The organism is Burkholderia sp. 9777_1386, assembly GCF_015712265.1.
GTDB lineage: Bacteria > Pseudomonadota > Gammaproteobacteria > Burkholderiales > Burkholderiaceae > Burkholderia > Burkholderia cenocepacia.
In genome coordinates, this window is sequence record NZ_JACCQB010000012.1 from 46,860 (window position 1) to 70,151 (window position 23,292).

The following is a 23,292-nucleotide window of genomic DNA, read 5'->3' on the forward strand; positions in this document are numbered from 1 at the left end:
TGCGGGGAACGAGCGATGGAACCGGGGCGCTCGGCCCGGGTGCGCTGGTGTCTCGCGGATCACGGTCGGCCTGTCCGTTATCACGAGCAATGGCGATGCTCGGGCAGGCATCAGGACGGTACCGGGATCGCGCCGCGCGGCCAACCAATCGATTCGCATTTGCTTATCGCCGCGCGGCCGATAAGCTTCAGGCGCGCTGCGCGACGATCAGCCCCCGTTTTACCGAGATCGAACCGGGTTCCGCTGCGTGAGCGGCGATGCGTAGAATGCCCGCATGAACCCATGGATCGCAGTACTGCCGATGTACAACGTGACGCCGCGCCACGACACGCTGTGGCGCGCCCTGCTGCGCGACGCGCTCGATGCGTTCGCGAACGCGGGTGGGCCTGCCGATGTCACGCTTCCCGACGAACCCTTCGACGACCTGCATGCGCTGTGGCGGCGCGATGACCTGCTGCTGTCGCAGACCTGCGGCTACCCGTACCGGCTGCTGGGCCTGCGCGATGTCGTGCGACTGATTGCAACCCCCGTGTTCGATGCGGAGGGTTGCCACGGCGCGCACTACAGCAGTGTGCTGGTCGTGTCGGCTCGTGCGCATGCGGGCGGCGCGACGACGCTCGCCGCATGCCACGGGCTGCGGGCCGCATTCAACGGTCGGGATTCGCACAGCGGGATGAACGCGCTCCGGCATGCGGTCGCGCCGCATGCGCGCGACGGACGATTCTTCGGATCGGTTGCCGCGCTCGGCTCGCATCTGAACGTGCTGCGTGCGCTGGCTTCAGCGGAAACCGATTGCGCGGCGATCGATTGCGTGACGTTTGCGTATGTGCGCGACGCGTTGCCCGATCTGCTGCAGGACATCCGGATCATCGGGATGACGGCCGCTGCGCCGGGATTGCCGTTCATCGCATCGCGCGCACTGCCGGAAACGCACGTCGCCTCGTTGCAGGACGCGCTCGACCGCGCGGTCGCCGCCGATGCGGAACGCGCGCGCGTGCTGCGGCTGAAGGGATTCGAACGGTTGTCGCCGGGCGATTACGACGCGATTGCGCGATTCGAGCGCGAGGCGGCCGCGCACGGTTATTCCGAACTAACCTGAGCGCCGCGGACGCGCGGTGAAGCGCTAGAACGGCAGCGTACCGGGCGGCGCGTTGCGCACGACGGCGAGCGTCGTGCCGATATGGTCTTCGAGCGCGAGTGCCGCGCGCGCATCGGCGCGCCGCATCGCGGCGTCGAACAGGCACATGTGCTCCGCATGTACGTCGCGTTTCGAATCGCCGAGCCCGATGCACACGCGCCGGTAACGTTCGCTTTGCTGCGACAGCATGCGCAGGATCAGATACGTCCACGGCGTCGCGGCCGCCGAGATCAGCGCTTCGTGAAAGCGCCGGTTGCACGATTCCCACGCGGTTCGGTGTTCGATCGATACCGGCTGCTCCCAGGCCGACAGCATCTCGAAGCTTTGCCGCACCCTCCGTTCCCACGCATCGTCGCCGCGCCGCACGGATTCGCGCAGCGCATCGACCTCGATATGGATACGTAGCCGCGTGATCGCTTCGAGATCGTCGACCGACATCGGCGTGACGCGAAACCCGCGCTGCCCTTCGGCGACGACCAGCGCATCGCTGACCAGCCGCGTGAGCGCCTCGCGCAGCGTGCCCGCGCCGACGCCGTAGACGTTCTTCAGGTGCTCGACGCGCAGCTTCGCGCCGGGCTGGTAATGCCCCTCGATGATGTGCTGGCGAAGCTGGTGGTACGCATGCTCGCTGAGCGTGCGGGCATGCGGTTCGATCGCGTCGTCGGGCAGTGCGTCGGCGAACGGGTGGGCCGGCAGGATGGTGTTCATGTCACGCGTCCTCCTGATCCTGTTTGCGGTTGAGGCGATAGCTGAGCTGCGCGCGCGTCAGCCCGAGCAGGCGGGCGGCGGCCGACAGGTTGCCGTTCGCGCGATCGACGGCCTCATGCAGCAGCGCGCGCTCGAGGCCGTCGAGCCCACCGCAGCCCTGCAACTGGTCGAGGATCGTCGCGCAGTCGATCGATAGCGCGGCGGTCGGTTTGATCTGCCCCGCCCGGTCGACGGTTGCGCCGCCGGGCAGCCCGACGCCGGGGAACAGGTCCTTCGCGTCGACCGGCCGGTTCGGGCGCGACAGGATCACCGCGCGCTCGATCAGGTTCTCGAGTTCACGCACGTTGCCGGGCCACCGGTAGCCGCGCAGCGCGTCATACGCGTAGTCGGTCAGCGTGGGCGCCGGCTTGCCGTGCAGCGACGCGAAGCGTTCCAGCATCGCGTGCGCGAGCAGCGCGATGTCGTCTTGGCGGTCGCGCAGCGGCGGAATCAGCACCGGGTAGACGTTGATCCGGTAGTAGAGGTCGGCGCGGAAGGTGCCGTCGCGCACGGCCTGTTCGAGATCGCGGTTGGTCGCCGCGACGACGCGCACATCCACCTTCCTGCCGTCGGTCGCGCCGAGCCGTTCGACCTCGCCCTCCTGAAGCACGCGCAGCAGCTTGGCCTGCACGTCGAGCGGCAACTCGCCGATTTCGTCGAGGAACAGCGTGCCGCCGTTCGCGCGCTCGAAGCGCCCGGCACGCGCGACTTGCGAGCCCGTGAAGGCGCCTTTCTCCGCGCCGAACAGTTCCGACTCGATCAACGCATGCGGAATGGCCGCGCAGTTGATCGCGACGAACGGCTTCGTGGCGCGCGGGCTGAGACTGTGCAGTGCGCGGGCAAAGCGCTCCTTGCCGACACCCGTTTCTCCCGTGAGCAGAACGGCCACTTTGGTGGGCGCGGCCGTTTCGAGCAGCGCATAGGCGGCGCGAAACGCGTCGGAGCGGCCGACGAGCCGCGTGCGGTCATCGTCGGGCGCGATCTCGAGGCGCAGCGATTCGACCTCGGTCTGCAGGTCGCGAATCGTGTTGATCAGCGAATCGGCCTTGAACCACGACGAGATTTCCTCGGCGTCGGGCCACTCTTCGGCCGGCTTGCCGACGATCGTGCAGTGCGGGTCGTGCATGCCGACGCAACTCGTTTCCTTGAACAGGATCGTCCGGCCGATGAAGGCGCTCGTATAGCCGGTCGCATAGCCGATCAGCATCCAGCACACCGGCTCGGGCTGCGGCCCGAACGTGCGGCGGTGCACGTCGGCCTCCCATGAATGTTCCCAGCGGTATTCGCAATAGAACGCGCCGGTCGCGGGATCGGCCTCGAAGCGCAGCGGCGTGACCTGCACGGCGCCTTCGAGCATGTGCAGCTGCGGGCCGACATGGAACATGTCGAACAGCGACGCGCCGCTGCGGATCTCGCGGGCGAGCGCGGCGTCCCGTTCGCCGGCGGCGAAGCCGACGCGCGTGAAGAAGCGCCGCGTCTGCGCGGGCCCGACGCTTTCCATCAGTTCCTGGCGCAGCGTCGCCAGTGCGCCGGCATGGAGCAGCACCATCCGCTGTCCGGCGAGCCAGATGCGGCCGTCGCTCGCCGAAAAATGGATCAGCTTGCGCAGGTCGGTGTCCGGCGGCAAGGGGGGCAGGCTGGGCCGCGTCATGTCTCCTCCGTCGAGATTTCTCGTGATTTTCGAAATTTCTGCTCGCGGCACCCTAACCCGGGCAACCGTTTGATCATTTCATCAAATGCGTGATGCCGGGTTGCTCAAATGATGAAGAGGCTCGCCGGATCGGGCGTTCGGCGCAATCGCCGGGGCGCGGTTTCCATTCTGGTTAACCGCTATTGTGGATCGCGAAATAGAACTTCGCGTCAGGGCTTTCCCTGAATTATCGAGATTTTTTTGCCGAGTCGGCCGCGCGTGGCACGGATGCTGCATTGAAGGACGGCATGGAGGCGACACCGATAATGAATCCACCCGAACCCGATCTTTTCCCGCTCGACCCGGGCCGCAAGTGCGTCCGCGTCACCGGCATGAACCCACGCGGTTTCGTCGAATTCGAGTTGTCGATCGGCGGCGCGCCGGAGCTGTGCGTCGAGCTGACGTTGCCTCCTGCCGCCTTCGACGCGTTCTGCCGCGAACAGCATGTCACGCGGCTGGACGTCGAAGCGAACCCATGACCTTGAGGAGCAAGAAGTGACCATCGAGCTGAAGACAGTCGACATCAAGCCGCTCCGGCATACCTTTGCGCACGTGGCGCAGAACATCGGCGGCGACAAGACGGCGACGCGCTACCAGGAAGGCATGATGGGCGCGCAGCCCCAGGCGAACTTCCATTACCGCCCGACGTGGGATCCCGATTACGAGATCTTCGACGCGTCGCGTTCGGCGATCCGGATGGCGAACTGGTATGCGCTGAAAGACCCGCGCCAGTTCTACTACGCGTCGTGGGCGACCACGCGGGCGCGCCAGCAGGACACGATGGAAGCGAACTTCGAGTTCGTCGAGTCGCGCCGGATGATCGGCCTGATGCGTGACGACGTCGCCGCACATGCGCTCGACGTGCTGGTGCCGCTGCGCCACGCGGCCTGGGGCGCGAACATGAACAACGCGCAGGTCTGCGCGCTCGGCTATGGCACCGCGTTCACGGCGCCCGCGATGTTTCATGCAATGGACAACCTTGGAGTCGCGCAATACCTCACGCGGCTCGCACTCGCGATGGCCGAGCCCGACGTGCTCGACACCGCCAAGGCGGCGTGGACCGCCGGCGCCGCGTGGCAGCCGCTGCGGCGCTACGTCGAGGACACGCTGGTGGTCGCCGATCCGGTCGAACTGTTCGTCGCGCAGAACCTGGCGCTCGACGGGCTGCTTTATCCGCTGGTGTACGACCGCTTCGTCGACGAACGGATCGCCCTCGCGGGCGGCTCGGCGGTGGCGATGCTGACCGCGTTCATGCCCGAATGGCACACCGAATCGAACCGCTGGATCGATGCCGTCGTGAAGACGATGGCGTCCGAGTCCGACGACAACCGCGCGCTGCTGGCACGCTGGACGCGCGACTGGTCCAAGCGGGCTGAAGACGCGCTCGCGCCGGTGGTGGCGCTGGCGCTGCAGGACGACGGCCGCGCGGCGCTCGACGAAGTGCGGGAACAGTTCTACGCGCGTCTCGCGAAGCTCGGCCTCACGCGCTGAGCCCGGGCCGCCCAACTTTCATCCAGGAAACCAGCATGTCCAACGTATTCATCGCCTTCCAGGCCAATGAGGAGTCCAGACCGATCGTCGAGGCGATCGTCGCCGACAACCCGCTCGCGGTGGTGGTCGAGTCGCCCGGGATGGTCAAGATCGATTCGCCGGACCGGCTGACGATCCGCCGCGAAACGATCGAGGAACTGACCGGCACGCGCTTCGACCTGCAGCAGCTTCAGGTGAACCTGATCACGCTGTCCGGCCACATCGACGAGGACGACGACCAGTTCACGCTGAGCTGGACGCACTGAACGACGCGCCACGCGCACCGACAACACCGGAGACACGAATGGACACGCCAACGCTCAAGAAAAAACTCGGCCTGAAGGACCGCTACGCGGCGATGACGCGCGGCCTCGGCTGGGAGACGACCTACCAGCCGATGGACAAGGTCTTCCCGTACGACCGCTACGAGGGCATCAAGATCCACGACTGGGACAAGTGGGTCGACCCGTTCCGCCTGACGATGGACGCGTACTGGAAATACCAGGGCGAGAAGGAAAAGAAGCTGTACGCGGTGATCGACGCGTTCACGCAGAACAACGCGTTCCTCGGCGTGACGGACGCGCGCTACATCAACGCCCTGAAGCTGTTCATCCAGGGCGTGACGCCGCTCGAATACCTCGCGCATCGCGGCTTCGCGCACGTCGGTCGGCACTTCACCGGCGAGGGCGCGCGCATCGCGTGCCAGATGCAGTCGATCGACGAATTGCGGCACTACCAGACCGAAACGCACGCGATGTCGACGTACAACAAGTTCTTCAATGGCTTTCATCACTCGAACCACTGGTTCGATCGCGTCTGGTACCTGTCGGTGCCGAAGTCGTTCTTCGAGGATGCGTACTCGTCGGGGCCGTTCGAATTCCTGACCGCCGTGAGCTTCTCGTTCGAATACGTGCTGACGAACCTGCTGTTCGTGCCGTTCATGTCGGGCGCGGCCTACAACGGCGACATGTCGACCGTCACGTTCGGCTTCTCCGCGCAGTCGGACGAATCGCGCCACATGACGCTCGGCATCGAATGCATCAAGTTCCTGCTCGAGCAGGACCCGGACAACGTGCCGATCGTGCAGCGCTGGATCGACAAGTGGTTCTGGCGCGGCTACCGGCTGCTGACGCTCGTCGCGATGATGATGGATTACATGCAGCCGAAGCGTGTGATGAGCTGGCGCGAGTCGTGGGAAATGTACGCGGAGCAGAACGGCGGCGCGCTGTTCAAGGATCTCGCGCGCTACGGCATTCGCGAGCCGAAGGGCTGGCAGGACGCGTGCGAAGGCAAGGACCACATCAGCCACCAGGCGTGGTCGACGTTCTACGGCTTCAACGCGGCGTCCGCATTCCACACGTGGGTGCCGGCCGAGGACGAGATGGCATGGCTGTCCGCGAAGTATCCCGACTCGTTCGACCGCTACTACCGCACGCGTTTCGACTACTGGGGCGAACAGGCGAAGGCCGGCAACCGCTTCTACATGAAGACGCTGCCGATGCTGTGCCAGACCTGCCAGATCCCGATGCTGTTCACCGAGCCCGGCAATCCGCGCAAGATCGGCGCGCGCGAATCGGCCTACCTCGGCAACATGTTCCATTTCTGCAGCGATCACTGCAAGGAAATCTTCGATCACGAGCCACAGAAGTACGTGCAGGCGTGGTTGCCCGTGCACCAGATCTACCAGGGCAACTGCTTCCCGCCGGATGCGGACCCGAGCGCCGAGGGCTTCGATCCGCTCGCCGCCGTACTCGATTACTACGCGGTGGGCATGGGTCGCGACAACCTCGATTTCGAAGGCTCGGAAGACCAGAAGAACTTCGCGGCGTGGCGTGGCCAGGCCACGAGCAACTGATCGATACGTAACACCTAAGCAACACCTACACAACCTTGAACGAGACCGGCGCACGCGCACAGGCGCGAACGCCGGCCGACAGGAGACAAGCATGGCCGTCATCGCGCTCAAACCCTACGACTTCCCGATCAAGGACGCGGTCGGGAAGTTTCCGGCACCGCTGCTGTACGTGTGCTGGGAAGACCACCTGATGTTCCCGGCGCCGTTCTGCCTGCCGCTGCCGCCGGACCTGCCGTTCGGCGCGCTCGCGCGCGACGTGCTGCCGCCCGTCTACGGCTACCACCCCGACTTCGCGAAGATCGACTGGGATCGCGTCGAGTGGTTCCGCTCCGGCAAGCCGTGGGCGCCGGACGCGGCGAAGAGCCTGGCCGGCAACGGTCTCGGGCACAAGGACCTGATCAGCTTCCGCACGCCGGGCCTCGACGGCCTCGGCGGCGCGAGCTTCTGACCGCGACGCGGACGGACGAACCATCATGAGTCACCAACTAACCATCGAGCCGCTGGGCGTCACGATCGAGGTCGAGGAAGGGCAGACGATGCTCGACGCGGCGCTGCGCCAGGGCATCTACATTCCGCACGCGTGCTGTCACGGGCTGTGCGGCACCTGCAAGGTCGCGGTGCTCGACGGCGAGACCGATCTCGGCGACGCGAACCCGTTCGCGCTGATGGACTTCGAGCGCGAGGAAGGCAAGGCGCTCGCGTGCTGCGCGACGCTGCAGGCGGACACCGTGATCGAGGCCGACGTCGACGAGGAGCCGGACGCGGAGATCATCCCGGTCAAGGATTTCGCGGCGGACGTCATGCGCATCGAAGCACTCACGCCGACCATCAAGTCGATCCGCCTGAAGCTGTCGCAGCCGATCCATTTCCAGGCCGGCCAGTACGTGCAGCTCGAGATTCCGGGGCTCGGGCAGAGTCGCGCGTTCTCGATCGCGAATTCCCCGGCCGACGTGGCCGCCACCGGCGAGATCGAGCTGAACGTGCGGCAGGTGCCGGGCGGGCTCGGCACCGGCTACCTGCACGAGCAGCTGGCGACGGGCGACCGCGTGCGGCTGTCGGGCCCGTACGGCCGCTTCTTCGTGCGCCGCTCGGCCGCGTTGCCGGTGATCTTCATGGCCGGCGGATCGGGCCTGTCGAGCCCGCGCTCGATGATCGCGGACCTGCTCGCGAGCGGCGTCACCGCGCCGATCACGCTGGTCTACGGCCAACGCAACGCGAAGGAACTCTATTACCACGACGAATTTCGCGCGCTCGCCGAACGTTACCGGAACTTCACATACGTGCCGGCGCTGTCCGAAGGGGCGGCCGATGCCGGCGGCGGGATCGCGCACGGGTTCGTGCACGACGTCGCGAACGCGCATTTCGACGGCGACTTCTCCGGCCACCAGGCGTACCTGTGCGGGCCGCCCGCGATGATCGACGCGTGCATCACCGCGCTGATGAAGGGGCGCCTGTTCGAGCGCGACATCTATCACGAGAAGTTCATCTCGGCGGCCGACGCGCAACAGACGCGCAGCCCGCTGTTCCGGCGGGTGTGACATGGACGCGGGCCGCGTGTGCGCCACGGTGACGATCGCACAGACCGACGAGCGCTATGCGTGCGCGTCAGGCGAATCGTTGCTGGCCGGGATGGCGAAGCTCGGCCGGCGCGGCATTCCGGTCGGCTGCCTGAACGGCGGCTGCGGCGTGTGCAAGGTGCGCGTGCTGCGCGGCGCCGTGCACCGGCTCGGGCCGATCAGCCGCGCGCACGTGAGCGCGGATGAAGAGCGCGACGGCTATGCGCTCGCATGCCGCGTCGCGCCGGACGGCGACGTCGAGCTGGAAGTGGCGGGCCGGCTGAAAAAGCCGTTTTTCTGCGGCTCGGCCTGTGCCGAGGCGCCGGATCTCAACAAGTAACCAAGGAGGAGACTCACCATGGGTGTGATGCGTATTGGTCATGTCAATCTGAAGGTGATGGACATGGAAGCGGCGTTGCGTCACTACATCCGCGTACTCGGCATGCAGGAAACGATGCGCGACGCGGCCGGCAACGTCTACCTGAAATGCTGGGACGAATGGGATCGGTATTCGCTGATCCTGTCGCCGTCCGATCAGGCCGGGCTCAAGCATGCGGCCTACAAGGTCGAGCACGACGCCGATCTCGACGCGTTGCAGCAGCGCATCGAGGCGTACGGCATCCGCACGGAGATGCTGCCCGAGGGCGCGCTGCCGGCGGTGGGCCGCCAGTTGCGCTTCCTGCTGCCGAGCGGGCACGAACTGCGCCTGTTCGCGAAGAAGGAGCTGGTCGGCACCGCGGTCGGTTCGCTGAATCCCGATCCGTGGCCCGACGATATTCCGGGCTCGGCCGTGCACTGGCTCGACCACTGCCTGCTGATGTGCGAGCTCACCCCGGAAGCCGGCGTGAACCGCGTCGAGGAGAACACGCGCTTCATGGCCGAGTGCCTCGACTTCCACCTGGCCGAGCAGGTCATGGTCGGCCCCGGCAACACGATCCAGGCCGCGACGTGGATGTTCCGCAGCTCGACGCCGCACGACATCGCGTTCGTCGGCGGCCCGCGCAACGGGCTGCATCACATCGCGTTCTTCCTCGACGACTGGGCCGACGTGCTGAAGTCGGCGGACGTGATGGCGAAGAACAAGGTGAAGATCGACGTCGCGCCGACGCGGCACGGCATCACGCGCGGCACGACCATCTATTTCTTCGATCCGAGCGGCAACCGAAACGAAACCTTCGCGGGGCTCGGCTATCTCGCGCAGCCCGACCGCCCGGTCACGACGTGGACCGAGGACGAGCTCGGGCGCGGCATCTTCTTCCATTCCGGTGAACTGAACGAAGCGTTCACGACCGTCTACACCTGACTCGCACAGGAGCACAGCGTCATGGCTTGCAACGATTCGACCCGCAGCGTCGTCACGCGCACGATCGACTGGCCCGCCGCGTCGAGCGCCGCCCAGGCGGCGGCAGCGGCCGCCGAGCGGCTCGGGGTGTGCGTGAACGTCGCGGTCGTCGATGCGGCCGGCCTGCTCGCGGCATTCGTGCGGATGCCCGGCGCGCCGCTGCATTCGATCGACATCGCGATCGACAAGGCGTACACGGCCGCGAGCTTCGGCTTGCCGACCGGCGCGTGGCACGACGCACTGGCCGCGCATTCGGTAGCCGTGCGGCAGGGGCTCGTGTTGCGCCCGCGCTTCGTCGCGTTCGGCGGCGGGCTGCCGATCATCGACGACGGCGCGCGGATCGGCGGCATCGGCGTGTCGGGCGGCAGCGAGGCGCAGGACGAAAGCTGTGCTCGCGCGGGCCTCGACGCGGCCGGCTTCGACCGCGGATGACGGGCCGCCGACGAAACACGGCGCGCGGTGCGCGAACGTCCTTCGCGACCGCATCGGACCACGGATTCACGACTATCGGCAATCACATCATGTACGACACGGAACCTCTCGCCGCGACACGCGGCCCCGCCGGCGGGCAGCCGGAACCGCGGCGCGTCCGCAACTTCATCGACGGCGACTATCGCGCGGGCGACCGCTGGTTCGACAAGCGCTCGCCGCTCGACAACGCCGTGATCGCGCGCGTGGCCGAAGCGAGCCGTGCGGACGTCGACGCGGCCGTGCAGGCGGCGCGCGCGGCGCTGTCGGGGCCGTGGGGCGGCCTGACCGTCGCGCAGCGCGTCGACCTCCTGTATGCGGTGGCCGACGGCATCACGCGCCGTTTCGACGATTTCCTCGAAGCCGAGGTGGCCGACACCGGCAAGCCCGTCAGCCTCGCGAGCCATATCGACATCCCGCGCGGCGCGGCGAACTTCAAGGTGTTCGCCGACGTCGTGAAGAACGTGCCGGGCGAAACCTTCGAAATGGCGATGCCGGACGGCGCGCGCGCGCTCAACTATGCGATCCGCCGCCCGGTCGGCGTGGTCGGCGTGATCTGCCCGTGGAACCTGCCGCTGCTGCTGATGACGTGGAAAGTCGGCCCCGCGCTCGCGTGCGGCAACACGGTGGTCGTGAAGCCGTCGGAGGAAACGCCGCAGACGGCCGCGATGCTCGGCGAGGTGATGAACGCGGCCGGTGTGCCGCGCGGCGTCTACAACGTCGTGCACGGCTTCGGGCCCGGTTCGGCCGGAGAATTCCTGACGACACATCCGGGCGTGAACGCGATCACGTTCACGGGCGAGACGCGTACCGGCGCGGCGATCATGAAAGCGGCGGCCGACGGCGCACGACCCGTCAGCCTCGAGATGGGCGGCAAGAACGCGGCGATCGTGTTTGCCGACTGCGATTTCGACGCGGCCGTCGAAGGCACGTTGCGCTCGTGCTTCGCGAACGCGGGGCAGGTGTGCCTCGGTACCGAGCGCGTGTATGTCGAGCGTCCGCTGTTCGAGCGTTTCGTCGCCGCGCTGAAGGCCGGTGCCGAACGGCTGCGGCCGGGCCGCCCCGAAGCGGACACGACCGGCATCGGCCCGCTGATCAGCCAGGAGCACCGCGACAAGGTGTTGTCGTACTACCGCCAGGCCGCCGAACTCGGTGCGACGGTCGTGACGGGCGGCGGCGTGCCCGACATGCCGGACGCGCTGCGCGACGGTGCATGGGTGCAGCCGACGATCTGGACGGGCCTCAGCGACGATTCGCCGATCGCGCGCGACGAGATCTTCGGGCCGTGCACGCTCGTGATGCCGTTCGATTCGGAGGCCGAGGTGATCGGCCGCGCGAATGCGAACGCGTACGGGCTGTCGACCGCGATCTGGACCACCAACCTGTCCCGCGCGCATCGCGTCGCCGCATCGATCGACGTCGGCATCGCGTGGGTCAATTCGTGGTTCCTGCGCGACCTGCGCACCGCGTTCGGCGGCGCGAAGCAATCGGGCATCGGCCGCGAAGGCGGCGTGCATTCGCTCGAGTTCTACACGGAACTGCGCAACGTCTGCATCAAGCTCTGCCCCACCCGTTAATGACCGGAAAACTCATATGGACTCCACGTTGATTACCGCGCTGGGCGACCGGCTGTACGACGCGATGACCTCGCGCACGCCCGTCGCGCCGCTGACGTCGCAGCACGAGGACCTGTCGGTCGACGACGCGTACCGGATCCAGCAGCGCTTCGTGCAGCGCCGCCTGGACGCCGGGGAAACCGTGATCGGCAAGAAGATCGGCGTCACGTCGAAGGCCGTGATGGACATGCTCGGCGTGTACCAGCCCGATTTCGGCTACCTGCTGTCGGGGATGGTCTATGGCGACGGCGCGTGCATCGCGCTCGACACGCTGATCCAGCCGAAGGCCGAAGGCGAGATCGCGTTCGTGCTTAAGCGCGACCTGCTCGGCCCGGGCGTGACGAACGCGATGGTGCTGGCCGCGACTGAATGCGTGATGCCGTGCTTCGAGATCGTCGATTCGCGGATTCGCGACTGGAAGATCCGGATCGGCGACACCGTGGCCGACAACGCGTCGTGCGGCGTGTTCGTGCTCGGCGACCAGGCGGTGAGCACGCGCCGCGTCGATCTCGCGACCTGCGGGATGGTGCTCGAGAAGAACGGCGACGTGATCGGTACCGGCGCCGGCGCGGCCGCGCTCGGCTCGCCGGTCAATGCAATCGCGTGGCTCGCCAATACGGTAGGCCGGCTCGGCATTCCGCTGAAAGCGGGTGAAGTGATCCTGTCCGGCGCGCTCGCCGCGATGGCGCCGGCCGGGCCCGGCGACAACTTCCGTGTGTCGATCGGCGGGATCGGCGCATGTTCGGTGCGGTTCGCGTGAGCGGCGCCGTTCCCCTTTCACTGGCAAACGAGGAATTCTCCATGACCCGAAAGATCCGCTGCGCGCTGATCGGCCCCGGCAACATCGGCACCGACCTGCTCGCCAAACTCATGCGCAGCCCCGTGCTCCAACCCGTGTGGATGGTCGGCATCGATCCCGATTCCGATGGCTTGAAGCGTGCGCGCGAACTCGGCCTGAAGACGACCGCGGAGGGCGTCGACGGCCTGCTGCCGCACGTGCAGGCCGACGGCGTGCAGATCGCGTTCGACGCGACGAGCGCCTACGTGCACGCGGAAAACAGCCGCAAGCTCAATGCGCTCGGCGTGCTGATGATCGACCTGACGCCGGCCTCGATCGGCCCGTACTGCGTGCCGCCGGTCAACCTGATGGACCACATCGGCTCCGGCGAGATGAACGTGAACATGGTCACGTGCGGTGGCCAGGCGACGATCCCAATGGTGCGCGCGGTGTCCCGCGTGCAGCCGGTCGCCTACGGCGAGATCGTCGCGACCGTGTCGTCGCGCTCGGTCGGCCCCGGCACGCGCAAGAACATCGACGAATTCACGCGCACGACGGCGGCGGCGGTCGCGCAGGTCGGCGGCGCAAAGGAAGGCAAGGCGATTATCGTGATCAACCCGGCCGAGCCGCCGCTGATCATGCGCGACACCGTGCACTGCCTGACCGAGGACGCGCCCGACGAGGCGCGCATCGTCGAATCGGTGCACGCGATGATCGCCGACGTGCAGCGCTACGTGCCCGGCTACCGGCTCGTCAACGGGCCGGTGTTCGACGACAACCGCGTGTCGATTTACCTCGAAGTCGAAGGCCTCGGCGACTACCTGCCGAAGTACGCCGGCAACCTCGACATCATGACGGCCGCCGCCGCGCGCACCGCCGAGATGTTCGCCGAGGAACTGCTGGCTGGCCGCCTCGCGCTCCAGCCGGCCGTGCAGGCCGCCTGACGCGCGCTTATCCCACGACCGGACGAACAAGGAAACGGCAATGAACCTCAAAGGCAAGCGAATCACCGTCCACGACATGACGCTGCGTGACGGCATGCACCCGAAGCGTCACCAGATGACGCTCGACCAGATGCGCGCGGTGGCGACCGGGCTCGACGCGGCCGGCGTGCCGCTGATCGAAGTCACGCACGGTGACGGGCTCGGCGGCTCGTCGGTCAACTACGGATTTCCCGCGCACACCGACGCCGAATACCTCGGCGCGGTGATCCCGCTGCTCAAGCGCGCGAAGGTATCGGCGCTGCTGCTGCCGGGCATCGGCACCGTCGACCACCTGAAGGAGGCGCACGTGCTCGGCGTGCATACGATTCGCGTCGCGACGCACTGCACCGAGGCCGATGTCGCCGAGCAGCACATCGCGATGGCGCGCAAGCTGGACCTGGATACCGTCGGCTTCCTGATGATGAGCCACATGAACAGCCCGGACGGGCTCGTGAAGCAGGCGAAGCTGATGGAGTCGTACGGCGCGAACTGCGTCTACATCACCGATTCGGCCGGCTACATGCTGCCCGACGACGTGAAGGCGCGCCTCGGCGCGGTGCGCGATGCGCTGCTGCCGGAGACGGAGCTCGGTTTTCATGGCCATCACAACCTCGCGATGGGCGTCGCGAACTCGATCGCCGCGATCGAGGCCGGCGCGACCCGGATCGACGGCGCGGCGGCCGGGCTCGGCGCGGGCGCCGGCAATACGCCGCTCGAAGTGTTCGTCGCCGTGTGCGAGCGGATGGGCATCGAGACCGGCGTCGACGTGTGGAAGATCCAGGACGTCGCGGAGGATCTCGTCGTGCCGATGATGGATTTCCCGATCCGGCTCGATCGCGACGCGCTGACGCTCGGCTACGCGGGCGTGTACGGCTCGTTCCTGCTGTTCGCGAAGCGCGCGGGCGACAAGTATGGGATCCCGGCACGCGACATCCTCGTCGAGCTGGGCCGGCGCGGGATGGTCGGCGGGCAGGAGGACATGATCGAGGACACCGCGCTGACGCTCGCGAAGGCGCGCGCAGCGCAAGCCAAGCGGGAGGCGGCATGAACCTCACCCCCGATATCGTCGAATCGCTCGCCGCGCATCTCGACGGCTGCATGCGCGACGCGCGCGACACGCCGAAGATCACCGACCGCCATCCGGAGATGGACTGGGACGATGCCTACGCGGTGCAGGACGCCATCCGAAGCCGGCAACTCGGGCGCGGTGCGCGGATCGTCGGCTACAAGGCCGGCCTGACGTCGCACGCGAAGATGCGCCAGATGGGCGTCGACACGCCCGTGTTCGGCTTCCTCACGGACATCTACAACCTGCCCGACGGCGGCGAGTGCGACACGTCGGCGCTGATCCATCCAAAGGTGGAGCCCGAGATCGCGTTCGTGACGAAGGCCGAGCTGAAAGGGCCGGGCTGCCATATCGGTGCGGTGCTCGCCGCGACCGATTTCGTCATCGCCGGCATCGAGGTGATCGACAGCCGTTACCGCGACTTCAAGTTCGACCTGAAGAGCGTGGTGGCCGACAACACGTCGGCCGCGCGCTTCGTCGCGGGCGGGCGGCCGCTTGCGGTGGAGGGCGTCGACCTGCGCACGCTCGGCGTCGTGCTCGAGAAGAACGGCTTGCCCGTGGCGTTCGGCGCCGGCGCGGCGGTGCTCGGGCATCCGGCCGCCGCGGTCGCGATGCTCGCGAACCACCTGGGCGCGCGCGGCGAATCGATTCCCGCGGGCAGCCTGATCCTGTCCGGCGGCATCACCGAGGCGGTGGCCGTCGCGGCCGGCGACAGCGTGACGCTGCGCGTGCAGGACGTCGGCTCGATCGGCCTGCGTTTCACCTGAACGAAACACGACCACCCAGGAGGCCATCGTGCCGGTTGCTCATCTCTACATCCTCGAAGGCCGCGACGACGACAGGAAGGAACGCCTGATCGCCGAAGTCACGGAGGCCATTCACCGCTCGCTCGACGCGCCGGTCGAATCGGTGCGCGTGATTATCACCGAGATGCCGAAAGCGCATTTCGGGATCGGCGGGCAGAGCGCGAAGCAGCGCGGGCGGTAACACGCCACGTCCCCATGAATCGACTGAAGGAGCGTCATGTCATCCAATCCTGAAATCGGCCGCCGGATCGTCGCCGGCGGCATCGACACGAACTATCACGACGCCGGCGACGGGCCGCCCGTGCTGCTGATCCACGGCTCGGGGCCGGGCGTGACCGCCTATGCGAACTGGCGGCTCACGATGCCCGCACTCGCGCGGCAGTTTCGCGTGATCGCGCCGGACATGGCCGGTTTCGGCGAAACCGAGCGCCCGGCCGGATACCGCTATTCGATGGACCACTGGGTCGATCACGCGCTCGGCCTGCTCGACGCGCTCGACATCGAGCGCGCGCACGTGGTCGGCAATTCGTTCGGCGGCGCGCTCGCGCTGGCACTCGCGATCCGGGCGCCCGAGCGGGTCGGCCGGCTCGTGCTGATGGGCGCGGCCGGTACGCGCTTCACGCTGACCGAAGGGCTCGACGCGGTTTGGGGCTATACGCCGTCGATCGCGAACATGCGCGCGCTGCTGGACATCTTCGCGTTCGATCGCGAGCTCGTGAACGACGAACTCGCGAAGCTGCGCTACGACGCGAGTGTGCGGCCTTGCTACCAGGAGGCGTTCGCGAACATGTTTCCGGCACCGCGCCAGCGTTGGGTCGATGCGCTCGCGAGCGACGAGGCGAAGCTGCGCGCACTGACGCACGACACGCTGATCGTGCACGGGCGCGAGGACCGCGTGATTCCGCTCGACAGTTCGCTGAAGTTGCTCGAGCTCCTGCCGAATGCCCAGCTCCACGTGTTCGGCCGGTGCGGGCACTGGACGCAGATCGAACACGCCGCGCGCTTCAACCAGCTCGTCATCGACCATTTCAGCGCGTAGTCCATTGGCAGGACGGGTTGCCGTCGCGTCGCGCGTACCGGCGCAAGCGGCGGCAACGCAGGTGCTCATGACGGCACCTCGATAAAAAGTCAATTCAGTAGAACGAATATTGGAGACATCGATGAAACGGAAGTCTGCATTCGGGTTGTGTTCGCTCGCCGCATGCGCGGGCCTCGCATTGAGCACGGGCGCATGGGCGACGGAGGGCGGCGGCGACACGATCGGCGAGGGCGCCGAGGCGTTTTTTGCCGGCGCACTGCCGCCGGCCGGGCTGTATGCGCTGCTGTACTACACGCATTACCACGCGTCGCGCTTCAACGATTCGCACGGCAACGGGTCGGTGCCCGGTTTCAAGCTCGATGCGGACGTGCTGATTCCGCGCGTGGTCTGGATGTCGAACCTGTCGGTGCTCGGCGGGCGCTATGGCGCGTATGCGGTGCTGCCCATGCAGCACCTTTCGCTCGATGCGGGCGGCGCGTCGTTCGATCGCACCAACCTCGGCGACCTGATCGTCAGCCCCGCGTTGATCGCGTGGGGTTCAGGCGCGCTGCGCACGGTCGCGGCGATCGAGTTCGTGTTCCCGACCGGGCAGTACGATGCACATTCGGCGCTGAACACCGGCAAGCACTACCACACCGCGCGGCCGGTATTCGGCGTGTCGTGGTTACCAAACGACAAGGTCGAGGTGTCCGCGAAGATCACGTACAGCTTCAACTCGCCGAACAACGACACCCACTATCACTCGGGGAACCTGTTTCACGTCGACTATTCGGCGAGCTATGCGGTCACGCCGAAGGCGCGGGTCGGGTTGTCGGGCTACTTCGTCAAGCAGACGACGGACGACATGCAGAACGGGCAGCCGGTCGCAGGCGACGGCTTTCGCGGCCAGACATTCGCGATCGGGCCGGGGTTTCGCTACCAGTTCAGCAAGATCAGCGTGGAAGCGCGCGTCGTGAAGGAGTTCTTCGTGCGCAACCGGCCGGCCGGGGAGGCCGTGTGGGCGAAGGCCGTCATCCCGTTCTGAGCTGACGGCGGGCAGCCGGTTGCGCGCGCGGCGCCGCCGTCGCGGGTTCGGCGCGTCACGCAACACGGCGTCATGCGTTACCGCGCGAGCGCCGCGAGACGCGGGAACAGCGGCAATGCGTTCGCATGGTTGATCGCGGCGTGCCGGTCTGCATCGAGCGCCGCATACGCATCCTGCGCGTGAGTGAACGATGTGCTGACGGCATGCGGCGCGTACGGGAAGTCGCTGCCGTACAGCATGCGATCGGGTTGCGCGAACGCGGTGAGGCTCGGCAGGGCGGACGGCGCCGACAGCGCGGTATCGAAGTAGAACGTGCGCAGCAGGTCGAGCAGCCCGTCGCGATTCGGGACGTCGTTGCGCACGCCCGGTGCGAGTTCGGCAAAGCGGTACGCGGTGTACGGCAGGAAGCCGCCCGCATGCGACAGGATGATGCGCACGTTCGGATGCCGCGCGATCACGCCGTTCAGCACGAGCTGGACGGCCGTGCGCGTCGTATCGAACGGATAGTCGAGCAGCGGGCCGGGCATCCCGGGCACCGCGTCGATCGCGGGCTTCGCCGGGTGGATGAACACGACTGCGCGGCGGTGGTCGAGTTCTGCCCAGACGGATTCGAAGGCCGGATCGCCGAGATACGTGCCGCCGTAGTTGCTGAGCAGCACGACGCCGTCGGCTTGCAGCGTGTCGAACGCGTGGCCGATTTCGGCGAGCGTGCCGTCGACGTCGGGCAGCGGCAGCGTCGCGAAGTTGCCGAAGCGGGTCGGCCATTGCGCGACGAGACCGGCCACGTATTCGTTGACCTGGTGCGCCATGTCGCGCTTGGCCTGGCCGTTCCAGCCCTGCACGCCGGGTGCCGTCAGCGACAGCACGCCGGTCTGGATTTCCAGCGAATCCATGAACGCAATCGCGCTTTCCGAGCTCCAGGTCGGGCTGCCCCAGCCGGACGGGTCGCCGCCGTGGGCGGGCAGCGCGTCGGCCCAGAACGGCGGGACGACATGCTGGTGAACATCGATTCGGTTGCGGTCGGACATGATTCGGCTCCTGTGGAAGTGCGCTGCGGTGCAACGTCTGATCGTCAGGATGCGCGTGGTTGATTTTTCAATCCAATAGATTAAATTTCAAACTTGATCGTTTTCAGTGATGAATCGACCGCCGTATGGACCTTCGCCATTTGCGCTACTTTCTCGCGGTTGCCGAAGAGGGGCATTTCGGCCGCGCGGCGGAGCGGCTGCATATCGTGCAGCCCGCGCTGAGCATGCAGATTCGCGCGCTCGAGGAGGAACTGGGCACGCCGCTGTTCGAGCGCAGCACGCGCAAGGTGGCGCTGACCGACGCCGGCCGGCTGCTGGTGACCGAGGCGCGACACACGCTCGAGCAGGCCGAGCGTGCGAAGACGCTGGTGCAGCGCGCGGCGCGCGGCGCGCGGCGAGACGGGCGTGGTGCGGATCGGCTTCGTCGGCAATGCGGTCGCGACGGGGCGGCTGTCCGACGACCTGATTGCGTTTCATGCGGCATGGCCGGAAGTGACGCTCGACCTGCACGAGATGGCGCCGGCCGCGCAGCAGGACGCGATCCTCGCGGGCCGGCTCGACATTGGCTATTGCCCGGCGTTCGGCACGGCGTTCGATTCGAAGCTGGCCGTGCGGACCGTCGGCAGCTGGGCGTGGGACGTGATGATGACCGACCGGCACGCGCTGGCGAAGCGGCGCACGGTGAGTGTCGCGGCACTCGCGGACGAGCCGTTCATTTTCTACGCGGCGGACGGCGACGACGAAGGGCAGCTTGCGATCTTGCGGCAGGTGCTCGGCAAGGCGCCGCGCATCGCACACAAGGTGAGCAGCACGCTGTCGGTGCTGGCGTTGACGGGGGCCGGGCTTGGCGTGGCGCTGGTGCCGTCGCCGCTGAGCCGGATCGCGGCGCCGAACATCGTGTACCGGACACTCGCCGGCAACGTGCCGGGCTCGGAACTCGTCGCGCTCAGCCGGATCGGCGGGGAATGGGGGGCGGTACGGGCGTACCTGGCGATGCTGCGCGAGCGCGCCGCGTGAGGGTCGCGGCGCGCTTCGGTGTTACTCCTCGTCCATCAACCGGACCTTGACGCGCTTGCCCTTGATCTTCCCCGCATTGAGCTTGCGCAGCGCGTCGCGTGCGACGCCGCGCTCGATCGCGACATAGGTCGAGAACTCGGTCACGTTGATCTTGCCGATCTGCTTGCCGTCGAACCCGGCGTCGCCGGTCAGCGCGCCGAGCACGTCGCCCGGGCGGATCTTGTCCTTGCGCCCGCCGAGGATCTGCAGCGTTTCCATCGGCGGCAGCAGCACGCTGTCGTCCGCCGGCTTCAGTTCAGCGAGCGGATGCCATTCGACCTCGCGCTTCTGCGCCTGTTCGATCGCGCCGACGCGGCCCATCTCGTCCATGCTCGCGAGGCTAAGCGCCCAGCCGTCCTGATCCGCGCGGCCGGTGCGGCCGATGCGGTGTACGTGCACTTCGGGGTCGGGCGTCACGTCGACGTTGATCACCGCTTCGAGCTGCGCGATGTCGAGCCCGCGCGCGGCGACGTCGGTCGCCACCAGCACCGAGCAGCTGCGGTTCGCGAACTGGATCAGCACCTGGTCGCGCTCGCGCTGGTCGAGCTCGCCGTGCAGCGCGAGCGCGTGGAAGCCTTGCGCGTGCAGCACGTCGAGCAGATCGCGGCATTGCTGCTTGGTGTTGCAGAACGCGATCGTGCTCACCGGCCGGTAGTGGTTCAGCAACTGGCCGACTGCATGCAGCCGCTCGTCCTCGGTCACTTCATAGAAGCGCTGGCGAATCTTGCTGTCGTCGTGGCGTTCCGCGAGCTTGATCTCTTTTGGATTGCGCAGGAACTGCTGGCTCAGCTTCGCGATGCCGTCCGGATAGGTCGCGGAGAACAGCAGCGTCTGACGCGTCGTCGGGCACATCCGGGCGACCTTCGCGATGTCGTCGAAGAAGCCCATGTCGAGCATCCGGTCGGCTTCGTCGAGCACCAGCGTGTTCAGCGCGTCGAGCTTCAGGTTGCCGCGGTCGAGGTGATCCATGATGCGGCCCGGCGTGCCGACGACGATGTGCGCGCCGTGCTCGAGGCTCTGCGCCTGCGGACGCATCGGCGTGCCGCCGCACAGCGTCAGCACCTTCACGTTCTCCTCGGCGCGCGCGAGGCGGCGCACTTCCTGCGCGACCTGGTCGGCGAGCTCGCGGGTCGGGCACAGGATCATCGCCTGCACGTCGAAGCTGCGCGCATCGAGGCGCGCGAGCAGCGCGAGCGAGAACGCGGCGGTCTTGCCGCTGCCCGTCTTCGCCTGCGCGATCAAGTCCTGGCCGGCCAGCGCGACCGGCAGGCTCGCGGCCTGGATCGGCGTCATGTCGACATAGCCGAGCTGCGCGAGGTTCGCGAGCGTGGCGGGCGTCAGCGGCAGCGCGCTGAACGGCGTGGCGGTCGGTTGGGTCAAGACAGGTCTCCGAGGTAGGGGCGGCCTTCCATCTGCTCGTAGACGACGTTGCCTTCGTCGTCCTCGAAGCGTTCGAGATAGTTGCGGGCGCCGCACAGCGGGCAGCGGAACAGCAGCCCCTGGCCTTCGTCCTTGATGACGACGTCGGACTGCTCCCACTGCGTGCCGCAGCTCTGGTTTCGGCAGGTAAACACGGTCTTTCTCCAGCTGAATTCGGTTGATGGCGCGCCCGGGCGGGCGCGGCCACGGCGGGCGGCGCTCGCGCGGCTCGGGCGCGGGCCGCACCGGCGGTGGCTCGGGTTGTGTCGATGCGGATGATGGATCGGGCGGCGACGGGGTCGCGCGTGCCGCAATTCTAGCGGAAGCCGGTGCTCCCGCCCGGCGCGCACCAGGAAAAACGGCCGCCCCGGAGGGCGGCCGTGTCGGGCGGCATGACGGTGCCGCATGGGTACCGCGCGGCTGTTGCGCGGCGTCGGGCGCGTTTACAGCGCCATGTCGGCCGATGCCTTCGCCGGGCGGGCCGGCGCGTTGCCGGTCGGCTGCGACGGCGCGCCGAGGTCGATCTTCGGCGGCGGCGACAGTTGCAGCACGTCGCTCGTGTAGGTCCATTCCTCGACGACCTTCGCCGGGCTGTCGTTCAGCTTGGTGCCGTAGCTCGGCACGATCTGGCGGATCTTCTGCTGCCACTCGGGCGTCGCGACCTTGTCCTTGAACACCTTCTTCATCAGGTTCAGCATGATCGGCGCGGCGGTCGATGCGCCCGGCGACGCGCCGAGCAGGCCCGCGATGCTGCCGTCCTGCGACGCGACGATCTCGGTGCCGAGCTTCAGCACGCCGCCCTTGACCGGGTCGCGCTTGATGATCTGCACGCGCTGGCCGGCCTGCCACAGGCGCCAGTCTTCCTTCTTCGCGTTCGGGAAGTATTCCTTCAGCGCGTTGAAGCGGTCGTCGTCGGTCAGCATCAGCTGGCCGGCGAGGTACTGCACCAGCGGGAATTCGTCGACGCCCACGCGCATCATCGGCGCGACGTTGTGCAGGTTGGTGCTCTTCGCGAGGTCGAAGTACGAGCCGTTCTTCAGGAACTTGGTCGAGAACGTCGCAAACGGCCCGAACAGGATGATCTTCTTGCCGTCGATGATCCGCGTGTCGAGGTGCGGCACCGACATCGGCGGCGAGCCGACCGACGCCTTGCCGTACGCCTTCGCGAGGTGCTGCTTCACGACCTCGGGGTTGTCGGTCACGAGGAACGAGCCGCCGACCGGGAATGCGCCGTAGTCCTTTGCCTCGGGGATGCCCGACGCTTGCAGCAGGTGCAGCGCACCGCCGCCCGCGCCGATGAACACGAACTTCGCGTCGACCGATTGCGGCGGTTCGTCGGAATGCAGCTTGACCCACGACACGTGCCACGTGCCGTCGGCGTTGCGCGTGATTTCGCGCACTTCGCTCGACAGCGACAGCGTGAAGTTCGGCTGCGTCTTCAGGTAGCCGACGAACTGGCGCGTGATCTCGCCGAAGTTCACGTCGGTGCCGATCGGCGTCCACGTCGCGGCCACCTTCTGATTGCGGTCGCGGCCTTCCATCATCAGCGGCACCCACTGCTTGATCTGGTCGTAGTCTTCCGAATACTGCATCCCGCGGAACAGCGGGCTGGCCTGCAGCGCTTCGTAGCGCTTCTTCAGGAAGCGCACGTTGTCGTCGCCCCACACGAAGCTCATGTGCGGCGTGGAGTTGATGAATGAGTGCGGATTCTTCAGCACGCCCTGCTTGACCTGCCACGCCCAGAACTGGCGCGAGATCTGGAACGACTCGTTGATCTCGATCGCCTTCGAGATGTCGACCTTGCCGTCCGCCTTCTCCGGCGTGTAGTTCAGCTCGGCGAGCGCCGAGTGGCCGGTGCCGGCGTTATTCCAGCCGTTCGAGCTTTCCAGCGCGACGCCGTCGAGGCGTTCGACCATCGTCATCGACCAGTCGGGCTGGAGTTCGTGCAGCCAGACGCCGAGCGTCGAGCTCATGATGCCGCCGCCCACCAGCAGGACATCGACTTTCTTCGTATCGGCGGCGTGCGCCGACGATGTCGCGACGCATAGCGCGAGCGCCGACAGTATTACCCGTAACGTTTTGATCACAGCAGATCCCTTTTTCAACTTGGATGCATCGGTTTGCCATGCCGCCCGGCGCGCGGTTCCGTGG

The 23,292-nt window shown here is 67.2% G+C and carries 25 protein-coding genes and 1 pseudogene; 20 read left to right on the top strand and 6 right to left on the bottom strand.

Annotated features, from left to right (window positions below):
* Positions 1-274: 274 nt before the first annotated feature.
* Positions 275-1,099: a phosphate/phosphite/phosphonate ABC transporter substrate-binding protein gene (locus H0X91_RS12300; protein WP_034203035.1), complete on the top strand. Its 825-nt coding sequence runs from the start codon at positions 275-277 to the stop codon at positions 1,097-1,099.
* Between the two features lie 24 nt (positions 1,100-1,123).
* On the opposite strand, the gene H0X91_RS12305 is transcribed toward H0X91_RS12300, so the two are convergent.
* Together H0X91_RS12305 and H0X91_RS12310 are read right to left on the bottom strand one after the other, a co-directional pair.
* Complete coding sequence (locus tag H0X91_RS12305) at positions 1,124-1,846, bottom strand: GntR family transcriptional regulator (RefSeq protein WP_034203034.1); 723 nt, start codon at positions 1,844-1,846, stop codon at positions 1,124-1,126.
* Position 1,847: 1 nt separating this feature from the next.
* On the bottom strand, positions 1,848-3,536 hold the full coding sequence (locus H0X91_RS12310) for a sigma-54-dependent Fis family transcriptional regulator (RefSeq protein WP_034203033.1): 1,689 nt from the start codon (positions 3,534-3,536) through the stop codon (positions 1,848-1,850).
* 275 nt (positions 3,537-3,811) lie between these two features.
* Between H0X91_RS12310 and H0X91_RS12315 the strand changes: the two genes are divergently transcribed.
* From H0X91_RS12315 to H0X91_RS12395, 17 genes are all read left to right on the top strand, one after another.
* A complete protein-coding gene (locus H0X91_RS12315) occupies positions 3,812-4,054 on the top strand; it encodes a phenol hydroxylase subunit (protein ID WP_372585096.1) in 243 nt (80 codons plus the stop codon).
* Between the two features lie 16 nt (positions 4,055-4,070).
* Positions 4,071-5,066, top strand: a complete 996-nt coding sequence (locus H0X91_RS12320) for a phenol hydroxylase (protein ID WP_034203031.1) — start codon at positions 4,071-4,073, stop codon at positions 5,064-5,066.
* A gap of 35 nt (positions 5,067-5,101) precedes the next feature.
* Positions 5,102-5,371, top strand: a complete 270-nt coding sequence (locus H0X91_RS12325) for an MmoB/DmpM family protein (RefSeq protein WP_034203030.1) — start codon at positions 5,102-5,104, stop codon at positions 5,369-5,371.
* Positions 5,372-5,409: 38 nt separating this feature from the next.
* The gene (locus tag H0X91_RS12330; RefSeq protein ID WP_080331080.1) at positions 5,410-6,960 is read left to right on the top strand and encodes an aromatic/alkene/methane monooxygenase hydroxylase/oxygenase subunit alpha; all 1,551 of its coding nucleotides are present in this window, start codon (positions 5,410-5,412) and stop codon (positions 6,958-6,960) included.
* A gap of 91 nt (positions 6,961-7,051) precedes the next feature.
* On the top strand, positions 7,052-7,408 hold the full coding sequence (locus tag H0X91_RS12335; protein ID WP_034203028.1) for a phenol hydroxylase subunit P4: 357 nt from the start codon (positions 7,052-7,054) through the stop codon (positions 7,406-7,408).
* Positions 7,409-7,433: 25 nt separating this feature from the next.
* Positions 7,434-8,498: an NADH:ubiquinone reductase (Na(+)-transporting) subunit F gene (locus tag H0X91_RS12340; protein ID WP_080331079.1), complete on the top strand. Its 1,065-nt coding sequence runs from the start codon at positions 7,434-7,436 to the stop codon at positions 8,496-8,498.
* A gap of 1 nt (position 8,499) precedes the next feature.
* Complete coding sequence (locus H0X91_RS12345; RefSeq protein WP_034203026.1) at positions 8,500-8,856, top strand: 2Fe-2S iron-sulfur cluster-binding protein; 357 nt, start codon at positions 8,500-8,502, stop codon at positions 8,854-8,856.
* Between the two features lie 18 nt (positions 8,857-8,874).
* The gene (locus H0X91_RS12350) at positions 8,875-9,819 is read left to right on the top strand and encodes a catechol 2,3-dioxygenase (RefSeq protein ID WP_196433058.1); all 945 of its coding nucleotides are present in this window, start codon (positions 8,875-8,877) and stop codon (positions 9,817-9,819) included.
* 21 nt (positions 9,820-9,840) lie between these two features.
* Positions 9,841-10,290, top strand: a complete 450-nt coding sequence (locus tag H0X91_RS12355) for a GlcG/HbpS family heme-binding protein (RefSeq protein WP_052106040.1) — start codon at positions 9,841-9,843, stop codon at positions 10,288-10,290.
* A gap of 89 nt (positions 10,291-10,379) precedes the next feature.
* Positions 10,380-11,903, top strand: a complete 1,524-nt coding sequence (locus H0X91_RS12360; protein ID WP_080331077.1) for a 2-hydroxymuconic semialdehyde dehydrogenase — start codon at positions 10,380-10,382, stop codon at positions 11,901-11,903.
* A gap of 16 nt (positions 11,904-11,919) precedes the next feature.
* Positions 11,920-12,702 carry a 2-oxopent-4-enoate hydratase gene (dmpE, locus tag H0X91_RS12365; RefSeq protein ID WP_060264257.1) on the top strand — a complete coding sequence of 261 codons (783 nt, stop codon included), beginning with the start codon at positions 11,920-11,922 and terminating at the stop codon, positions 12,700-12,702.
* A 41-nt stretch (positions 12,703-12,743) separates the two neighbouring features.
* Positions 12,744-13,664: an acetaldehyde dehydrogenase (acetylating) gene (locus tag H0X91_RS12370; protein ID WP_060264259.1), complete on the top strand. Its 921-nt coding sequence runs from the start codon at positions 12,744-12,746 to the stop codon at positions 13,662-13,664.
* Positions 13,665-13,704: 40 nt separating this feature from the next.
* Positions 13,705-14,751 (top strand): 4-hydroxy-2-oxovalerate aldolase, encoded by a 1,047-nt coding sequence (gene dmpG, locus H0X91_RS12375; RefSeq protein WP_060264262.1) that lies wholly within the window; start codon positions 13,705-13,707, stop codon positions 14,749-14,751.
* Positions 14,748-15,536 carry a 2-oxo-3-hexenedioate decarboxylase gene (gene dmpH / locus H0X91_RS12380; protein WP_196433059.1) on the top strand — a complete coding sequence of 263 codons (789 nt, stop codon included), beginning with the start codon at positions 14,748-14,750 and terminating at the stop codon, positions 15,534-15,536. The genes dmpG and dmpH overlap by 4 nt, the downstream gene beginning before the upstream one ends.
* A gap of 28 nt (positions 15,537-15,564) precedes the next feature.
* Positions 15,565-15,756, top strand: coding sequence for a 2-hydroxymuconate tautomerase (locus H0X91_RS12385; RefSeq protein ID WP_034203020.1), 192 nt, complete (start codon positions 15,565-15,567; stop codon positions 15,754-15,756).
* A gap of 36 nt (positions 15,757-15,792) precedes the next feature.
* Positions 15,793-16,614: an alpha/beta fold hydrolase gene (locus H0X91_RS12390; RefSeq protein ID WP_034203019.1), complete on the top strand. Its 822-nt coding sequence runs from the start codon at positions 15,793-15,795 to the stop codon at positions 16,612-16,614.
* Between the two features lie 121 nt (positions 16,615-16,735).
* Positions 16,736-17,638, top strand: coding sequence for a SphA family protein (locus H0X91_RS12395; protein WP_069353098.1), 903 nt, complete (start codon positions 16,736-16,738; stop codon positions 17,636-17,638).
* Between the two features lie 77 nt (positions 17,639-17,715).
* Here the strand turns inward: H0X91_RS12395 and hndA are convergent, their stop codons facing one another.
* On the bottom strand, positions 17,716-18,666 hold the full coding sequence (gene hndA, locus H0X91_RS12400) for a 2-hydroxy-1-naphthoic acid nonoxidative decarboxylase (protein WP_196433060.1): 951 nt from the start codon (positions 18,664-18,666) through the stop codon (positions 17,716-17,718).
* Positions 18,667-18,791: 125 nt separating this feature from the next.
* On the opposite strand from hndA, the pseudogene H0X91_RS35315 reads away from it, so the two are divergent.
* Together H0X91_RS35315 and H0X91_RS12405 are read left to right on the top strand one after the other, a co-directional pair.
* A pseudogene (locus tag H0X91_RS35315) lies at positions 18,792-18,917 on the top strand (LysR family transcriptional regulator); the annotation flags it as partial.
* 154 nt (positions 18,918-19,071) lie between these two features.
* Complete coding sequence (locus H0X91_RS12405; RefSeq protein ID WP_330165483.1) at positions 19,072-19,683, top strand: LysR family substrate-binding domain-containing protein; 612 nt, start codon at positions 19,072-19,074, stop codon at positions 19,681-19,683.
* Positions 19,684-19,704: 21 nt separating this feature from the next.
* On the opposite strand, the gene dbpA is transcribed toward H0X91_RS12405, so the two are convergent.
* From dbpA to mqo, 3 genes are all read right to left on the bottom strand, one after another.
* On the bottom strand, positions 19,705-21,102 hold the full coding sequence (gene dbpA / locus H0X91_RS12410; RefSeq protein WP_023474839.1) for an ATP-dependent RNA helicase DbpA: 1,398 nt from the start codon (positions 21,100-21,102) through the stop codon (positions 19,705-19,707).
* Positions 21,099-21,296 carry a hypothetical protein gene (locus H0X91_RS12415; RefSeq protein WP_006483193.1) on the bottom strand — a complete coding sequence of 66 codons (198 nt, stop codon included), beginning with the start codon at positions 21,294-21,296 and terminating at the stop codon, positions 21,099-21,101. The genes dbpA and H0X91_RS12415 overlap by 4 nt, the downstream gene beginning before the upstream one ends.
* Positions 21,297-21,584: 288 nt before the next feature.
* A complete protein-coding gene (gene mqo, locus H0X91_RS12420; RefSeq protein WP_069230495.1) occupies positions 21,585-23,228 on the bottom strand; it encodes a malate dehydrogenase (quinone) in 1,644 nt (547 codons plus the stop codon).
* Positions 23,229-23,292 lie beyond the last annotated feature (64 nt).